This is a genomic window from Mesorhizobium sp. Pch-S (assembly GCF_004136315.1).
Lineage (GTDB): Bacteria > Pseudomonadota > Alphaproteobacteria > Rhizobiales > Rhizobiaceae > Mesorhizobium.
This window is the reverse complement of sequence record NZ_CP029562.1, coordinates 6274289-6289168: the sequence shown is the minus strand read 5'-3', so window position 1 is coordinate 6289168 and position 14880 is coordinate 6274289. Positions and strand designations below refer to the sequence as shown.

General features: G+C 61.7%; 16 protein-coding genes. 14 read left to right on the top strand and 2 right to left on the bottom strand.

What is annotated here, in order from left to right; all coding sequences use genetic code 11:
* Positions 1-53 precede the first annotated feature (53 nt).
* From rplQ to C1M53_RS29680, 6 genes are all read left to right on the top strand, one after another.
* Positions 54-479 carry a 50S ribosomal protein L17 gene (gene rplQ, locus C1M53_RS29705; protein ID WP_129415647.1) on the top strand — a complete coding sequence of 142 codons (426 nt, stop codon included), beginning with the start codon at positions 54-56 and terminating at the stop codon, positions 477-479.
* 260 nt (positions 480-739) lie between these two features.
* On the top strand, positions 740-2146 hold the full coding sequence (gene phoA / locus C1M53_RS29700) for an alkaline phosphatase (protein WP_245488657.1): 1407 nt from the start codon (positions 740-742) through the stop codon (positions 2144-2146).
* Positions 2147-2484: 338 nt separating this feature from the next.
* On the top strand, positions 2485-2949 hold the full coding sequence (nrdR, locus tag C1M53_RS29695; RefSeq protein WP_129415645.1) for a transcriptional regulator NrdR: 465 nt from the start codon (positions 2485-2487) through the stop codon (positions 2947-2949).
* Between the two features lie 51 nt (positions 2950-3000).
* On the top strand, positions 3001-4080 hold the full coding sequence (ribD, locus tag C1M53_RS29690; RefSeq protein WP_129416421.1) for a bifunctional diaminohydroxyphosphoribosylaminopyrimidine deaminase/5-amino-6-(5-phosphoribosylamino)uracil reductase RibD: 1080 nt from the start codon (positions 3001-3003) through the stop codon (positions 4078-4080).
* Positions 4080-4697, top strand: coding sequence for a riboflavin synthase (locus tag C1M53_RS29685; protein WP_129415644.1), 618 nt, complete (start codon positions 4080-4082; stop codon positions 4695-4697). Before ribD ends, C1M53_RS29685 begins: the two co-directional genes overlap by 1 nt.
* Before the next feature lie 33 nt (positions 4698-4730).
* Positions 4731-5030, top strand: a complete 300-nt coding sequence (locus C1M53_RS29680) for a DUF1905 domain-containing protein (protein ID WP_129415643.1) — start codon at positions 4731-4733, stop codon at positions 5028-5030.
* Between the two features lie 64 nt (positions 5031-5094).
* Here the strand turns inward: C1M53_RS29680 and C1M53_RS29675 are convergent, their stop codons facing one another.
* A complete protein-coding gene (locus C1M53_RS29675; protein WP_129415642.1) occupies positions 5095-6090 on the bottom strand; it encodes a pyridoxal-phosphate dependent enzyme in 996 nt (331 codons plus the stop codon).
* 192 nt (positions 6091-6282) lie between these two features.
* Here C1M53_RS29675 and ribH point away from each other — a divergent pair, with 192 nt between their 5' ends.
* Genes ribH through C1M53_RS29660 form a run of 3 tightly spaced genes read left to right on the top strand, consistent with a single transcriptional unit; the run spans position 6283 to position 8470 of the window.
* Positions 6283-6777: a 6,7-dimethyl-8-ribityllumazine synthase gene (ribH, locus tag C1M53_RS29670; RefSeq protein ID WP_054311505.1), complete on the top strand. Its 495-nt coding sequence runs from the start codon at positions 6283-6285 to the stop codon at positions 6775-6777.
* Positions 6774-7265, top strand: coding sequence for a transcription antitermination factor NusB (nusB, locus tag C1M53_RS29665; RefSeq protein ID WP_054311506.1), 492 nt, complete (start codon positions 6774-6776; stop codon positions 7263-7265). The genes ribH and nusB overlap by 4 nt, the downstream gene beginning before the upstream one ends.
* Complete coding sequence (locus C1M53_RS29660) at positions 7262-8470, top strand: MFS transporter (protein WP_129415640.1); 1209 nt, start codon at positions 7262-7264, stop codon at positions 8468-8470. Before nusB ends, C1M53_RS29660 begins: the two co-directional genes overlap by 4 nt.
* A gap of 73 nt (positions 8471-8543) precedes the next feature.
* Here the strand turns inward: C1M53_RS29660 and C1M53_RS29655 are convergent, their stop codons facing one another.
* Positions 8544-9434, bottom strand: a complete 891-nt coding sequence (locus C1M53_RS29655) for a LysR substrate-binding domain-containing protein (protein WP_129415639.1) — start codon at positions 9432-9434, stop codon at positions 8544-8546.
* A gap of 80 nt (positions 9435-9514) precedes the next feature.
* Between C1M53_RS29655 and C1M53_RS29650 the strand changes: the two genes are divergently transcribed.
* The 5 genes from C1M53_RS29650 to C1M53_RS29630 all read left to right on the top strand — a co-directional run bounded on the left by C1M53_RS29650 (position 9515) and on the right by C1M53_RS29630 (position 14863).
* On the top strand, positions 9515-10732 hold the full coding sequence (locus C1M53_RS29650) for an aminotransferase class I/II-fold pyridoxal phosphate-dependent enzyme (protein WP_129415638.1): 1218 nt from the start codon (positions 9515-9517) through the stop codon (positions 10730-10732).
* A 24-nt stretch (positions 10733-10756) separates the two neighbouring features.
* Positions 10757-11791: a transporter substrate-binding domain-containing protein gene (locus C1M53_RS29645; RefSeq protein ID WP_129415637.1), complete on the top strand. Its 1035-nt coding sequence runs from the start codon at positions 10757-10759 to the stop codon at positions 11789-11791.
* A gap of 62 nt (positions 11792-11853) precedes the next feature.
* Positions 11854-12969, top strand: coding sequence for an ABC transporter permease subunit (locus C1M53_RS29640; RefSeq protein WP_129415636.1), 1116 nt, complete (start codon positions 11854-11856; stop codon positions 12967-12969).
* 3 nt (positions 12970-12972) lie between these two features.
* Positions 12973-14064 (top strand): amino acid ABC transporter permease, encoded by a 1092-nt coding sequence (locus C1M53_RS29635; protein WP_129415635.1) that lies wholly within the window; start codon positions 12973-12975, stop codon positions 14062-14064.
* Between the two features lie 25 nt (positions 14065-14089).
* Positions 14090-14863: an amino acid ABC transporter ATP-binding protein gene (locus C1M53_RS29630; RefSeq protein WP_129416420.1), complete on the top strand. Its 774-nt coding sequence runs from the start codon at positions 14090-14092 to the stop codon at positions 14861-14863.
* Positions 14864-14880: the final 17 nt, after the last annotated feature.

The window sequence follows — 14880 nt, the reverse complement described above, 5'->3', positions numbered from 1 at the left end:
GGAAAACCATCAGAGGCCGTGGCCTCTTGAACAACTGAAGAAGGAAAAGAGCCATGCGCCACGGTTTCAAAGGCCGTCGCTTCGCCCGCAGCGTAAGCCACCGCAAGTCGATGTTCGCCAACCTCGCAGTGTCTCTGATCGAGCACGAGCAGATCGTCACCACTCTGCCGAAGGCGAAGGACCTGCGTCCGATCGTCGAGAAGCTCGTCACGCTCGGCAAGCGCGGCGACCTGCACGCTCGTCGTCAGGTCATCGCACAGATCGGCAACGAGCCGGTCGTGAAGCGTCTGTTCGACACGATCGCGCCGCGTTATGCGCAGCGCAACGGCGGCTATCTCCGCATCATGAAGGCAGGTTTCCGCAAGGGCGACAACGCTGCCATGGCGGTCATCGAGTTCGTTGACCGCGATACCTCGGCCAAGGGCGCTGCCGACCGCGCTCGCGTCGAAGCCGAAGCGACCGAGACCGAAGCGGCCTAATCCGTTAGGATCAGTCGAAGACATTCAGGGACCCCTTGTGGGTCCCTTTTTGTTTTTGGAGACTGCATCACTTGCGGTTGGCGCGTCAGCCTGAAATCGGCTTTTCAGCGCGGAACAGGGGATGATCATCCAGCCATTGCCCGTCTGTCATCCGCCGGTCATGGCTTTCCAACAAAACGGGTAAGGGGGCGGGTCTCAGGGGACCTTATCACCGTTTTGAAGGATGGATGACCATGACCAATCTCATCAGGCGTTCGCTGATGGCTACCGCAGCGCTTTCGGCGCTTCTCGTGTCCGGCACCGTTTACGGGCAGGGTGCTGCCGATGCCTTTCTGCAGCGCGGCGCCAAGGGTGACATTACCCAGCAGGGTGGTGCCCGGCGTCTGACCGGAGAGGCCACCGCTGAATTTCAGAAATACATCCAGGGCGGTGACGTGAAGAATGTCATCCTTCTCATCGGCGACGGCATGGGCGATTCCGAAATCACGGTGGCGCGTAATGTTGCCGAAGGCGCCGGCGGGTTCTTCAAGGGCATTGATGCGCTGCCGGTTACCGGTCAGTACACGCACTATGCGCTCGACAAGAAGAGCGGCAAGCCGAGCTATGTCACCGATTCCGCGGCTTCAGGCTCGGCCTGGGCAACGGGCACCAAGACCTACAACGGCGCCATCTCCGTCGACATCCAGGAAAAGTCTCACAAGACCCTGATCGAGCTGGCCAGGGCGGCGGGTATCGGCACGGGTAACGTCTCGACCGCCGAGATCCAGGACGCCACGCCTGCGGTGCAGGTCGCCCACGTCACGCAGCGGAAATGCTACGGCCCGACAGCGACCACCGAAAAATGCCCGACCAATGCGCTGGAGAACGGTGGCCTCGGATCGATTTCCGAGCAATTGCTGAACACCCGCGCCGATGTTGTGCTGGGCGGTGGTGCAAAGAGCTTTGCCGAGGCCGCCAAGGCCGGCGACTGGAAGGACAAGACCTTGCTCGACCAGGCCAAGGAGCGCGGTTTCCAGATCGTGACGAATGCCGACGAACTCAAGGCTCTGACCGCCGCCAACAACGACAAGCCGGTGCTTGGCCTGTTCTCGGAGGGTAACATGCCGGTGCGCTGGAAGGGCCCGAAGGCCACCCACCATGGCAACATCGACCAACCGGTCGTGACCTGCGAACCGAACAGCGAACGCGCCGCCACCGTTCCGACGCTGGCCGCGATGACGACCAAGGCGATCGAGCTGCTCAAGACCAACGAGAAGGGTTTCTTCCTGCAGGTCGAAGGTGCTTCGATCGACAAGCAGGATCATGCTGCCAATCCATGCGGCCAGATCGGCGAGACGGTCGATCTGGACGAAGCCGTGCAGGTTGCGCTCGACTTCGCCAAGGCCGACGGCAAGACACTGGTCATCGTTACCGCCGACCACGCCCACACCAGCCAGATCATTCCGAACGAGACCAAGTCCACCGGTCTGACCCAGGCTCTGAACACCAAGGATGGCACGGTCCTCACCATCAACTACGGCACGTCGGAAGACGAAAACGATCAGGAACATACTGGTGCGCAGCTCCGTGTCGCGGCCTATGGTCCGCATGCGGCCAATTTTGCCGGCCTGACGGACCAGACTGACATGTTCTTCACCATCCGTGATGCGCTGAAGCTGGCCGACTGAGCAGACTTTGCCCTTCCCGGCGGTCAGGGAAGGGCGCCGATCGATCTACTGACTGGAGTGTAAAGCATCTGACATTGCGCCTGCCGTGAATTTCAGAACGAAAACCATTTCGGTGCCGGGGAACTGGCGGTTTTCATGATGAAAACCGCCAGTTCTTGTTTATGTCATCACGCCCTCGGGTTGAGCCGGTTCTTCAAAGGAGGTCGGGTGTGAAACGACTTGTCCCGGTCAGGAAAATTGGAGGTAGAGGATGGTGTTGGATTCTGCTTCCGCGCTTCCTACTTTGTCGGAAACACTCTAGCCTCGCGCCCAATCAGAATCGTTAGCCAAGGCCCGCCATGCGTTGTCCCTATTGCCAGTCCGAAGACACGCAGGTGAAGGATTCGCGTCCCGCTGAGGATGGCGCCGCCATCCGCCGTCGCCGCGTCTGCCCCGATTGCGGCGGCCGCTTCACCACGTTCGAGCGCGTGCAGTTGCGCGACCTCGTCGTCGTCAAGAAATCAGGCCGCAAGGTGCCATTCGATCGTGACAAGCTTGCGCGCTCGGTCGAGACCGCGGTGCGCAAGCGCAATGTCGATCCCGATCGGATCGACCGCGCGGTCACTGGTATCGTGCGTCAGCTGGAAAGCTCGGGTGAGACCGAAATCCCGTCGGCGGAAGTTGGTCGCCTGGTGATGGACGCGCTGAAGTCGCTGGACGATGTTGCCTATGTCCGTTTTGCTTCGGTCTATCGCAATTTCCGCGAAGCCAAGGACTTCCACGAGGTGCTTGGCGAACTGAAGGGCGACGAGGACGCTGAGTAAGACGTGACGTCGCATAGCAGTCCAGAACAGCAGGCTCTCGACCGTCGTTTCATGGCCGCGGCGATCCGGCTGTCGCGACGCAATCTCGGCCGCACGGCTACCAATCCTTCGGTTGGCACGATCATCGTACGGGATGATGGCGCCGGCCCGATGATCGTTGGCACCGGTGTGACCGCGGTCGGCGGGCGTCCGCATGCCGAAACCGAGGCTCTGGCCGAGGCGGGTGTGCTGGCCAACGGTGCGACCGCCTATGTGACACTCGAACCTTGCGCCCATCATGGCCGCACGCCACCCTGTGCCAACGCACTGGTTGCCGCAGGCATCAAGCGGGTGGTTGGTTCAGCGAGCGACCCGGATCCGCGCGTGTCGGGCAAGGGTTATGCCATCCTGCGTGATGCCGGCGTTGAAGTGATCGAGCATGTGATGGCCACGGAGGCTGGCGAGCAGATGGCCGGCTACCTGATGCGCTCTCTCAGGAAGCGCCCGGAAGTGATTCTGAAACTTGCCCTTTCCGCGGACGGCATGATCGGCCGCAAAGGCGCCGGCCAGATCTCCATCACCGGTGATGCAGCGCGCCGCGAGGTGCATCTGATCCGCGCGGAAGCGGACGCGGTTCTGATCGGGATCGGTACGGCCCTCGAGGACGATCCTGCTTTGACTGTGCGCCTGCCTGGGCTGGAAGGGCGCTCGCCGGCGCGGGTGGTGCTTGATCGTCACATCCGTTTGCCGGAAGCAGCCAAGCTCCTGGCCGATGTGGACCGTGTGCCCCTTTACATCGCCGCCTGCGCCGAAGTGGATACTCAGCGCAAGGCAGCCTTGGAACGGCGCGGCGTGCGCTTTATCGGCACTGAAACGGTCGATGGCCGTATCGCGCTGCCAGAACTCATGGAGGACCTGGCCGCGCTCGGTATGGCGAGCGTGCTGGTTGAAGGCGGCGCGGAGATCGCCAAGGCATTTCTGGACGAGGGTTTGGTTGACCGGATCATTCTCTTCACCGGGCCTGCCTCGATCGGCGCGGATGGAATTGCGTCGCCTATCGACGCGACCGGCATTCCGGCAGGATACCGTAAATTGCGCGAGACCAGCTTCGGCGAGGATCGTTGCGCAGAATGGGTAAGGGATAATCTCTGATGTTCACCGGCATTGTCACCGATATTGGCACTGTGGCCGCGGTTGCTCCGCGCAAGGAAGGCATCGGCCTGCGCATCGATACCAGCTACGATCCGGCGACCATCGACATCGGCGCTTCGATTTCCTGTGGCGGCGTGTGCCTGACGGTGACGGCGCTGCCGGAGCAGGGGTCCAACGCACGCTGGTTCGAGGTCGAGGCCTGGGAGGAGGCACTGAGGCTCACCACGGCGTCGGACTGGAAGGCCGGCACCCGCATCAATCTTGAGCGCGCGTTGAAGATAGGCGACGAACTGGGCGGTCATATCGTGTCAGGCCATGTCGACGGTACCGCACTGGTCGTGGCGCGCGAGGACGAGGGCGATGCCGTGCGTTTCACGCTCGAGGCGCCGCGCGAACTGGCCAAATTCATTGCGCCCAAGGGTTCCGTGGCGCTGGACGGTACCTCGCTTACCGTGAACAAGGTGGAGGGCACGCATTTCGACGTGCTTTTGATCCATCATTCACTGCAGGTGACGACCTGGGCGGATCGGCAGGTGGGCGATCGCATCAACATCGAGATCGACACCATGGCACGCTACGCGGCGCGGCTGGCCGAGGCGGCAAAAGAAGGGCTTTGAGGGGTTCCAGCCCTTTTTACCGGAGGGAGCGCCATGTCTGAGTTTCAATTCGAAGCCCAGATAATTCACTGGCGAGGCCCGTCTCCGTTTTTCTTTGCGCCGGTACCTCCACATTGCGGCGAAGAGATACGGCAAATGTCGAAGTTCGTGACTTATGGCTGGGGGATGATCCCGGTCGAGGCCACGATCCGTGGTTTCACGTTTTCCTCGTCGTTGTTCCCAAAGAACGAGGGCTATCTTCTGCCTTTGAAGGACAAGGTAAGGCGAGAACTCGATCTGACTGCAGGTGACATGGTTTCTGTCGCAATGACAGTCCGGTCGGCACAGCGCTAGGCGTCCAGGCCTTGCATATTCATCGCTGTCTGTCGGCTGCCCGGTTGTTTAGGTGGATCGCAGATCATGGCTCCGGAATGACACCAGCCAGCACTTGCGAATAAGCCCTCGTGTCGATGTTGCCGCCCGATATGACGCACACCACATTGCCTTTGATGCTGTCGCTGGCAAGGGCAACCGCCAGCGAAGCGGCGCCGGCACCTTCCGCCACGATCTTGCCTTTCGAGAACAAGAGCCGCATCGCATCCGTGATCTGGTCGAGACTGACGGCAACAGCTCCATCGATGAGAGGATGCACAACCGGCCACAACTGCGGCACGAGCGACGGGCCGCCAATGCTCTTCACGAAGGACGGCCTTGTGTCGATCTCGACAATGCGCCCGGCAGCAAGAGCAGCGGTGACAGGCGCGGCCTGTTCATCTTCGGCGGCGATGATCTTCGTTCCCGGGCACAAAGCCTTGACTGCGCTGGCGACACCCGTCGTCAGGCTGCCACCGCCGAAGGGTGTCACCACCACATCGACCTCGGGTAGATCCTCGACGATCTCGAGGCCGATCGTGCCGTTACCGATCAGCACTGCCTGATCCGTCACCGGATTGATGAGAAGCTCGTCGAGCTCGGGACGCTCGGCGTCGACGATATAACGCCACCAGGTTTCCATGGAGATGAAGCGGACCTCGCCGCCGAGCTTGCGGACGCCGTCGATCTTGGCACGCGGTGCTCCCGAATACATGTAGGCGGCCATCGGGACACCAAGCCTGTGCGCCGCCCAGGCCATGCCATAGGCCATGTTGCCGGAACTTGCCGTCGCAACGCCGTTGCGCAAGGTCTTGATGTCACGCGACAACAGCGCGTTGAGTGCCGGCCTCAGTTTGAAGGCCCCTATGGGGGAGAGTGTTTCCAGTTTGAGGAAGATGCGCCGATCCGGCAGCCCGAGATCGAGCTGAAGCAACGGCGTGCGGGGCATGTAGGCTGCCAGCCGAGTCCGCGCTGCCTCGATCTCGTCGAGCCGCGGGCGTCGTGGCCTTGCGGTCTCTGAGCTGTCTGCCCGCTTCTCCATGGAATACCTTCGTCCGTCATGTGTTCTGGCGCGGGATTATATTTTATCCCTAAAACAATAAAAGGGTGTCCCTGCGAAGTCCCGGCGTCGGCGCATGGCTGTCGGTGAGCGCATGTGATGGCAGGCATGCTCAAACGTCGCTTGCGCCCGCCGTCGCTTCGGCCTAAGTCACCGACAATTCCGGAGACCTTCATGGCTGGCACATCCCAACACGGCAAGGCGTTCATTCAGCCGCAGAAGAACGCCCACCTTCTCATCATCGAGGCGAGGTTCCATGACGACCTCGCGGACGCGCTGCTTGACGGCGCCGCGAGCGCACTCGGCGAAGCGGGCGCGACCTACGACGTGGTGACCGTTCCTGGCTCGCTCGAAATCCCCGGCGTCATTGCCTTCGCGCTCGACGGCATGGCCGAGGGCGGCAAGATCTATGACGGCTTCGTGGCGCTCGGTACCGTCATTCGCGGTGATACCTATCATTTCGACATCGTGGCGAACGAGTCGAGCCGTGCGCTGATGGATCTCTCTGTCCAGGAGTCGATTGCAATCGGCAATGGTATCCTGACCACCGAAAACGAGGAACAGGCCTGGGTACGCGCCAAGAAGAGCGAAGGCGACAAGGGCGGGTTCGCGGCGCGCGCAGCGCTGACCATGATTGCGCTCAAGGAAAAACTGGGAGCGCCATCGTGACCGAACCGTCCGATTCTGCTCCGCGCCAGGCCAACAAGCGGGGTGCTGCGCGCCTGGCAGCAGTGCAGGCGCTCTACCAGATGGATGTCGCCGGCTCCGGCTTGCTGGAGATCACCGCCGAATACGAGGCGTTTCGGCTCGGCAAGGAAGTCGACGGCGCGCTCTACCGTGAGGCGGACGCACAGTGGTTTCGTGCGATCCTGGCTGGTGTGGTCGAGAACCAGAAGACTGTCGATCCGGTTATCCGCCAGTCGCTGACAGAAGACTGGCCGCTGTCCCGCCTGGATTCCACGCTGCGCGCTATCCTGCGCGCCGGCGTCTACGAGTTGATGAAGCGCGAGGACGTGCCGGTCGCGGTGATCGTCTCGGAATATGTCGACATCGCCAAGGCGTTCTACTCCGAAGAAGAGCCCAAGCTGGTCAATGCGGTGCTCGACCGTGTCGCACGCCGCGTGCGCGGCGAGGGCAGGGGAAAGGACGCACGATGAGCGTCGTGACGGCCGCCGCTGAAAACGAGGCGCGCCGTACCGCCTTCATCCTCTCCGCGGCTCAGGCGGTGCTGGGCTCGGCCGGCCCGATCTGTTTCGCGCTCGGCGCGCTGGCGGGCGAATTCCTGCTTGGCCCCGACAAGTCGCTTGCCACGGCACCGCTCACAGGGTTCTCCGTCGGCCTGGCGGTGGGCGCGCTCCCTTCTGCTGCGCTGATCCGCCGCCTGGGCCATCGCGACGGCTTTCTCCTCGGCACCGTGGTGACCGCGCTGGGCGGCTTGATTGCCACATTGGCGCTGTTCCAGTCGAGTTTCTGGATCTTTGTGTTCGGGCTGCTGGTGATAGGGGTGGGGGCCGCCTTTGTGCAGCAGTTCCGCTTTGCTGCCGCCGACAATGCACCTCCGGAATTCAAGGCACGTGCCATTTCCTTCGTGCTGGCGGGCGGTATCGTCACGGCAATTCTCGGCCCGCAGGTGGTGATCTTCACCAAGGACCTGCTGGCCCCGGTGCCTTTTGCCGGCGCCTTCGCGTCTATCCTTGCCCTTTCGGTGGCGGGCGGTGCGATCCTGTTTTTCCTCAACACGCCAAGACCGTCGCAAGCCGAACACGCCGCCGCCCATGGTGGCAGGCCTCTCGCCGAGATCATCAGCCAGCCGCGCTTCTTCATCGCGCTCTTCTGTGCCGTCGGCTCCTACACGATGATGACCTTCGTCATGACCGGCGCGCCTCTGGCCATGGTCGGTTGTGGTTTTTCCTCCGATGAAGCTACGCTGGGCATCTCCTGGCACGTGATGGCGATGTTCGGGCCGAGCTTCTTCACCGGTCGGCTCATCCACCGTTTTGGCGCACCAAGCATCGTCGCCGTCGGCTTCGTGCTCTTGATCGGATGTGCGGTGATCGCGTTGTCAGGCATCCAGCTCTGGCAATTCTGGACCACGCTGATCCTGCTTGGCCTGGGCTGGAATTTTGGCTTCATCGGCGCAACCGCCATGGTGACGGAAAGCTATCGGCCTGAGGAGAAGGGTACGATACAGGGCTTCCACGACCTGATCCTGTTCGGCTCGGTGGCGTTTGCCTCACTGATGTCCGGGGCAGTCTACAACGCCTGGGGTTGGTCGATGCTTGCATGGATCGTCTTTCCGGTCTCGATTCTCTGCCTCGTGGCACTTGGAGCGCTGCGCAGCACGGCTTTGCGTCAGGCCTGACGAAGCGTGCCTTTCGTCTCTCTCAGGAAGTCGTAAGCGGCTTGCGGTCGAGAGCCGGGCAACGACCGGGCGTCTAGTCTCCCAGTGCATTGCGTGCGGCATAGAGTTCCGCGGTGAAGTCGGTGACAAGCGCGGAATTGATGCCATCCGGTGGACGCAGGATCAGCGCGCGGAAATGAACAGCCGGCTCGAATGGCCTGGCGACGATGCCTGCGATCATCCCGTCGGCTATGACAGAGGGATTGACCAGTCCCACCCCCATGCCCTTCGCGGCGAGGATGGCAATGGTGAGGCCATAGGGTGTCTCGATGAGGACACGTGGCCGCACACCGTGTTCGACGAAGATCCTGTCCATCGCCAAACGCACCGTGTCCTCCGGCGACAGAGCCAGAAAGTTCTCATCGGCAAGATCGGCAGGCGTGACGACGGATTTGGCGGACAGTCGGTGGTTCTTTGGCATGACACAGACCGCGCGTGGTGTGGTGAAGACACTGTGCAAAACCCCTGTGGTATCCACTTCGTCGGCAGCGAGCCCGATGTCGAAACTGCCGGACGCTACAAGATCACGGACGACATGGGAGGTGCGGACCTGATAACTGATGCGCACCTGCGGGTGCTTTTTCGAGAAAGCAACGATGGCGCGTGGGACCAGCCCATGCCCCAATGCCGATAGGCTGGCCACGCGGATCGTACCCGTGCCGACTTCCTTGATCTGGGCTGCCCGCAGCTTGAGCCGATCAAGCCCGACCAGATTGGCTTTGACCTCGGCATGGAACAGTTCGCCCTCCCGCGTCGGCACGAGTCTGCCGCGAATGCGGTCGAACAGACGAAAATCGAGTTCGGCCTCCAGCTTGGCGAGCGAGCGGCTGATCGCTGGTTGCGAAGTGTCGAGCAGCGTCGCGGCCGCCCCGGCACCTCCCGTGATCATGATCGCATTGAAGACGTCGATATCGCGCGGGTTCATGAACAGCTCATATCATAAGTGGATGAACTCTATCGTCATGGCCATAGATGGCAATGGGTGAGTCGACTAGGGTTTCGTCCATGACCCGACAGGACGACACCGCACACATTCATCCTCCGCTACGCTCCCGGGAGCCCTTCCGGGCGCTGGCCATGTCGGTCGAGCGTGCGTCGACTGTGGTCTTCGACAATCTGGAAGCCTTCCAAAGCCGCACCGAACGCCTCTACGACGGTTTCAGCTACGGGCTTTACGGCACGCCGACGAGCCGCCAGCTGGAGGATCACATCGCCGCGCTGGAAGGCGGCAGTCGCGCGCTTGTCGTGCCTTCCGGCATGGCGGCCATCACCCTGGCGACCATGGCGACATGCAAGGGAGGGGACCGTGTGCTCGTGCCGGAGACCCTCTATGCACCGGCACGCGACATGGCCTTGCGGTTCCTTGGACCATTGGGGATCGATACCGTTTCCTACGATCCGCGGCTTGACGCAGATCTTGTCGGACTCATCGATGAAAGGACGCAACTGGTTTGGGTGGAGTCACCGGGCTCCGCCACGTTCGAGGTGCAGGATGTGCCGGCCATTGTCGCCGCTGTTCACGAAGCCGGCGCGCTTGTCGCTACCGACAACACCTGGGCTTCGCATCTCCTGTTCAAGCCTCTCGATCATGGCGTCGACATTTCCATGCAGGCTCTCTCCAAGCATGTCGGTGGTCATGGCGACCTGTTGATGGGATCCGTCGCCGTTCGTGACGACGCGCTGTTCAGGCGCCTGAAAGATACAGCGCGTTTCCTTGGCTACGGGGTTTCGCCGGATGACTGCGCGCTGTGCGAGCGCGGGCTGATGACCATGCCGGTCCGCATGCGACAGGCCGATGCCACGGCGCGAGAAATCTTGGCCTGGTTGGCATCCCGACCCGAAGTCGTTCAGATCCTGCATCCGGCCCAGCCGGCGCATCCGGGGCATGGCGTCTGGAAACGGGATTTCGCGGGTGCGGCAGGTGTTTTTTCCCTCGTGCTGCGGCCTGACCTGGCGCCGTTTCAGGCCGAAGCGCTCGACCGCATGCGCCTGTTCAAACTTGGCGCGAGCTGGGGTGGAGTGCATTCGCTGATCGCGGTCAACGACCCGCGAAAGGGGCGAACCAGCCTCGATTGGCTGAAACCCGGTCCGGTCTGGCGACTGTCGATTGGTCTCGAGGCAGCAAGCGACCTTCTGACCGACCTTATGCACGCTTTCGAGCTGTTCGCGAAAAAACAACCTGCCTTGGCTCTGAGCCAGGACAGCGCCGCTGACGGACAATGACAACAAAGAACAAGGGGAATGAACATGTGTGCGAGAAACTTCAAACGGTTTGCCGTGATGGCGCTCGGCCTGGCTGGGCTCGTGGCGGGCGCAAACGCTGCCAGCGCGCAGAGCGTGGTCGGCAAGATCAAGGAGCGTGACTATCTGAGCTGCGGCGCGAGCCAAGGTGTGCCCGGCCTCTCCCGGCCGGACGAGAAGGGTTACTATCGTGGCTTCGATTCCGACATCTGCCGCGCCTTCGCGACGGCAATCCTCGGCGACAAGGAAAAGATCCGCTACGTGCCGCTGAATGCCGGCCAGCGTTTCCCGGCACTGCAGACCGGTGAGATCGACGTGCTGTCGCGCACCTCCACGATCACCTACAGCCGTGACTCGGTCGTACGCTTCGTGTGGATCACGCTCTACGACACCGATGGTGTTCTGGTGCGCAAGTCCGACAACATCACCGATGCAAAGCAACTGGACGGCAAGACGGTATGCCTGCAGAGCGGCGGTTCGCTGACCGAAAAGGCCATCGAGGAGACCGAGGAGGAATATGGCATCACCATGAAGAAGGTCTACTACGACTCGACCATCCAGGCCCGTGACGCCTTCTTCGGTGGTCGCTGCGACACCTACGTCACCGACGGAACCGCTGCGGCTGGCCAGCGTGCCTCCGTTGCCAAGAACCCGGACGACTACGACATCATCAAGGCAGGCCATGGCGCCGAGCCTAACGGTGTTGCCGTGGCACGTGGCGACGATCAGCTCTTCGACGTTGTGCGCTGGACTGTGAACGCGTTGTTCTGGGCGGAACTCAATGGCATCACATCGCAGAACATCGATGAAAAGCTCGCTTCCGGTGGGCCGGATATCAAGCGCGTCCTTGGAGGGGAGGCCGGCTTTGGCAAGCCGCTCGGGCTGGACGACAAGTGGGCCTACAACGTCATCAAACAGGTCGGGAACTACGCCGAGATCTGGGATCGCAATCTCGGCAAGGACAGCCCGTTGAAGGTCGATCGGGGGCTCAACAAGCTCTGGAAGGATGGAGGTCTCAACTATCCTTATCCCTGGGAGTGAGCCGCATCCAGAGGGGCGCAGCTCCTCTTGACCTCCCAACGCTGTGAACCTGCGAGGCCGGAATGCTGAGCGACGTCAAGACCCGATCGACGATCATCCAGGCTGCGCTGGTGCTGGCTTTCGTCGCCTTCGTTGTCCTGCTGGTGGATACGACCTTCGACAATCTGAAGGCGAGAGGTATTCCGATTGGTTTCGATTTTCTGACGACGCCGTCGCGGATCGTCATTTCAGAAGCGATCCTCACCTACAAGTCGCGCGATCCCTATTACTGGGCAATCGTCGTCGGGTTGGCCAACACGGTTTTCATTTCCGTCCTGGTCATTCTCTTTTCGTCCGTGCTCGGCCTCATCGTCGGTATCACCCGACTGAGCAGCAACCCTTTGGCTGCAGGCACTTGCCGGGTTTGGGTTGAATTGGCGCGCAACTCACCGCCGATCGTGCTGCTGATCTTTCTCTATTCCCTGTGGTGGAAAGTGCTGCCACCAGTCGGCGAGGCGCTCAACCCGCTGCCGGGCGTCTATGCATCGATGCGCGGTTTCGTGGTGCCCGCCATCGGCGTCGATATCGGCACGACTGGCCTGATCATTCTCCTGGCGGCCCTTGCCTTGTTGGCCGCTGCCTGGGTGACGGCGCGCAGGGCCAGGCCGCGGCCGTGGATGGTGCCTGCTGCCCTGGTGGCAGGGCTTGCAGGGGTTTGGCTGGCCGACGTGCGCTTTGCGGTCGACTGGCCAAGTTTTGCCGGCTCGAACTTCCAGGGCGGCAAGGAATTGACGCCGGAGCTCAGCACGATCCTCGTCGGATTGACCATCTACACCACAGGCTTTGTGGCGGAGATCGTGCGCGGCGGCATTCTGTCCGTCGGTCGCGGGCAATGGGATGCCGGCAACTCGCTCGGTCTGCCGCGTGGTAAGATATTGCGCCTGATCGTCGTGCCGCAAATGCTGCGGGTGATCGTGCCGCCGCTCAACAGCCAATACATCAACGTCGTCAAGAATTCGACCCTGGCTATTGCCGTCGGCTACCCGGACTTCCTTGCCGTCATGAACACCATCATCAGCAAGTCCAGCCATTCGATCGAAGGCGTCTTCATCATTCTTGGCGTCTATCTCGCCCTCAATCTCACCCTGTCGAGCGCGGCCAACTGGTACAATCGCCGCATCGCCATCGTGGAGCGATAAGCCATGAAGGCAGTATCCCTTCCCATGCCGCCCGAGACCCTGCCGCGCAAAATGCGCTTTGCAGCCCTGCAGCGCCTCGGCAAGCTTCTGTTAGGCTCGCCGCTCAACGCAGCCCTCACGCTCGTGTTCAGCGCCTTGCTCATTGTCACAGTGCCACCCATGCTGCGTTGGCTGGTGATCGATGCCGTGTGGTTCAATCCAGATCCCAACGCCTGCCGTACAGCCACCGGGGCTTGCTGGAGCTTTGTCTATGCGAAGTCCGGGCAATTGCTCTTCGGCATCTATCCGGTCGACGAACGCTGGCGCCCTGCGATCGTCTGTTTGCTGATCGTGGCGCTGCTGGCCTGGTCTGTTCGGCCGGCGAGTTGGACAGCCCGGTTGCTTGCGCTGTGGATTGCTGCATTCGCACTGATCGTCTGGCTGATGGGGGGTGGCTTCGGCCTCGTCGAGGTGCCCACCTCGTCCTGGGGCGGTTTGCCGGTGACATTGATCCTGACGGTTGTCGCCATCGGCACGGCCTTCCCGATCGGCATCCTCCTTGCGCTGGCCAGGCGCTCGGCAATGCCGATGGTGCGGATTGGCGCTGTCGTGCTGATCGAATCCGTGCGTGGCCTGCCGCTGCTCTCGATCCTGTTCGTGGCCTCGATCATGATGCCGCTGTTCCTGCCCGAGGCGCTCCTGCCCGACAAGTTCGTGCGTGCCCTGGTTGCGCTGACCATCTTTGCGGCGGCGTATCTCGCCGAGGTGATCCGCGGTGGTCTTCAGGCGATCCCGAAGGGTCAATACGAGGCGGCGGCGGCGCTTGGTCTGCCGTTCTGGCGAACGCAGTACCTCGTCATCCTGCCGCAGGCGATCAGGGTGGTCATCCCGGCCCTTGCCAACACCATCATTGTCATGATCAAGAACACCAGCCTTGTCCTGGTGGTGGGCCTGTTCGACCTGATCAGCTCCGGCAAAGCCGCGCTCGCCGATCCTGAATGGCCTTCGCCAGCTGCCGAAACCTTCCTCTTCATCGGCGCGATCTTCTTTACGCTATCCTTCTCCTTCGCCCGTTTCGCCGACTTCCTGGAGAGACGCGGCCCGGTTTCCCATTGAGCACCCCATGACGGCATTTTCGGATATGACGACCGATCAGACTTCGCTCCCGCCGATCTCCGACAGTTCGGTTGCATGCGAAATCGTCGGCATGCACAAGTGGTATGGCGAGTTCCATGTGCTGAAGGACATCAATCTGAAGGTGATGCGTGGCGAGCGCATTGTCATCTGTGGTCCTTCGGGCTCGGGCAAATCGACGATGATCCGTTGCATCAACCGTCTGGAAGAGCACCAGAAGGGCAAGATCATCGTCGACGGCAAGGAACTGACCAACGATCTGAAGAAGATCGATGAAGTGCGCCGCGAGGTCGGCATGGTGTTCCAGCACTTCAACCTGTTCCCGCACCTGACGATCCTGGAGAACTGCACGCTGGCGCCGATCTGGGTGCGCAAGATCCCGAAGAAGCAGGCGGAAGAGACGGCCATGCATTTCCTGAAGCGGGTCAAGATCCCGGAGCAGGCGCACAAGTATCCGGGCCAGCTGTCGGGTGGCCAGCAGCAGCGCGTAGCGATCGCACGTTCGCTGTGCATGAACCCGCGCATCATGCTGTTCGATGAGCCGACGTCGGCGCTGGATCCGGAAATGATCAAGGAGGTTCTGGAGACGATGGTCGGTCTTGCCGAAGAGGGCATGACGATGCTGTGCGTGACGCACGAGATGGGCTTCGCGCGCAAGGTGGCCAACCGCGTGATCTTCATGGATCAGGGCCAGATCGTGGAAGAGAACACGCCGGTGGAGTTCTTCGATCATCCCCGCCACGAGCGCACCAAACTCTTCCTCAGCCAGATCCTCGGATAATGGAAAGGCCTGCTGAC

Excerpts from the sequence above, each read along its gene's own strand:
- rplQ (WP_129415647.1), top strand. The coding sequence starts at position 54 with ATGCGCCACGGTTTCAAAGGCCGTCGCTTCGCCCGCAGCGTAAGCCAC.
- phoA (WP_245488657.1), top strand. The coding sequence starts at position 740 with ATGGCTACCGCAGCGCTTTCGGCGCTTCTCGTGTCCGGCACCGTTTAC.
- nrdR (WP_129415645.1), top strand. The coding sequence starts at position 2,485 with ATGCGTTGTCCCTATTGCCAGTCCGAAGACACGCAGGTGAAGGATTCG.
- ribD (WP_129416421.1), top strand. The coding sequence starts at position 3,001 with ATGGCCGCGGCGATCCGGCTGTCGCGACGCAATCTCGGCCGCACGGCT.
- C1M53_RS29685 (WP_129415644.1), top strand. The coding sequence starts at position 4,080 with ATGTTCACCGGCATTGTCACCGATATTGGCACTGTGGCCGCGGTTGCT.
- C1M53_RS29680 (WP_129415643.1), top strand. The coding sequence starts at position 4,731 with ATGTCTGAGTTTCAATTCGAAGCCCAGATAATTCACTGGCGAGGCCCG.
- C1M53_RS29675 (WP_129415642.1), bottom strand. The coding sequence starts at position 6,090 with ATGGAGAAGCGGGCAGACAGCTCAGAGACCGCAAGGCCACGACGCCCG.
- ribH (WP_054311505.1), top strand. The coding sequence starts at position 6,283 with ATGGCTGGCACATCCCAACACGGCAAGGCGTTCATTCAGCCGCAGAAG.
- C1M53_RS29660 (WP_129415640.1), top strand. The coding sequence starts at position 7,262 with ATGAGCGTCGTGACGGCCGCCGCTGAAAACGAGGCGCGCCGTACCGCC.
- C1M53_RS29655 (WP_129415639.1), bottom strand. The coding sequence starts at position 9,434 with ATGAACCCGCGCGATATCGACGTCTTCAATGCGATCATGATCACGGGA.
- C1M53_RS29650 (WP_129415638.1), top strand. The coding sequence starts at position 9,515 with ATGACCCGACAGGACGACACCGCACACATTCATCCTCCGCTACGCTCC.
- C1M53_RS29645 (WP_129415637.1), top strand. The coding sequence starts at position 10,757 with ATGTGTGCGAGAAACTTCAAACGGTTTGCCGTGATGGCGCTCGGCCTG.
- C1M53_RS29640 (WP_129415636.1), top strand. The coding sequence starts at position 11,854 with ATGCTGAGCGACGTCAAGACCCGATCGACGATCATCCAGGCTGCGCTG.
- C1M53_RS29635 (WP_129415635.1), top strand. The coding sequence starts at position 12,973 with ATGAAGGCAGTATCCCTTCCCATGCCGCCCGAGACCCTGCCGCGCAAA.
- C1M53_RS29630 (WP_129416420.1), top strand. The coding sequence starts at position 14,090 with ATGACGACCGATCAGACTTCGCTCCCGCCGATCTCCGACAGTTCGGTT.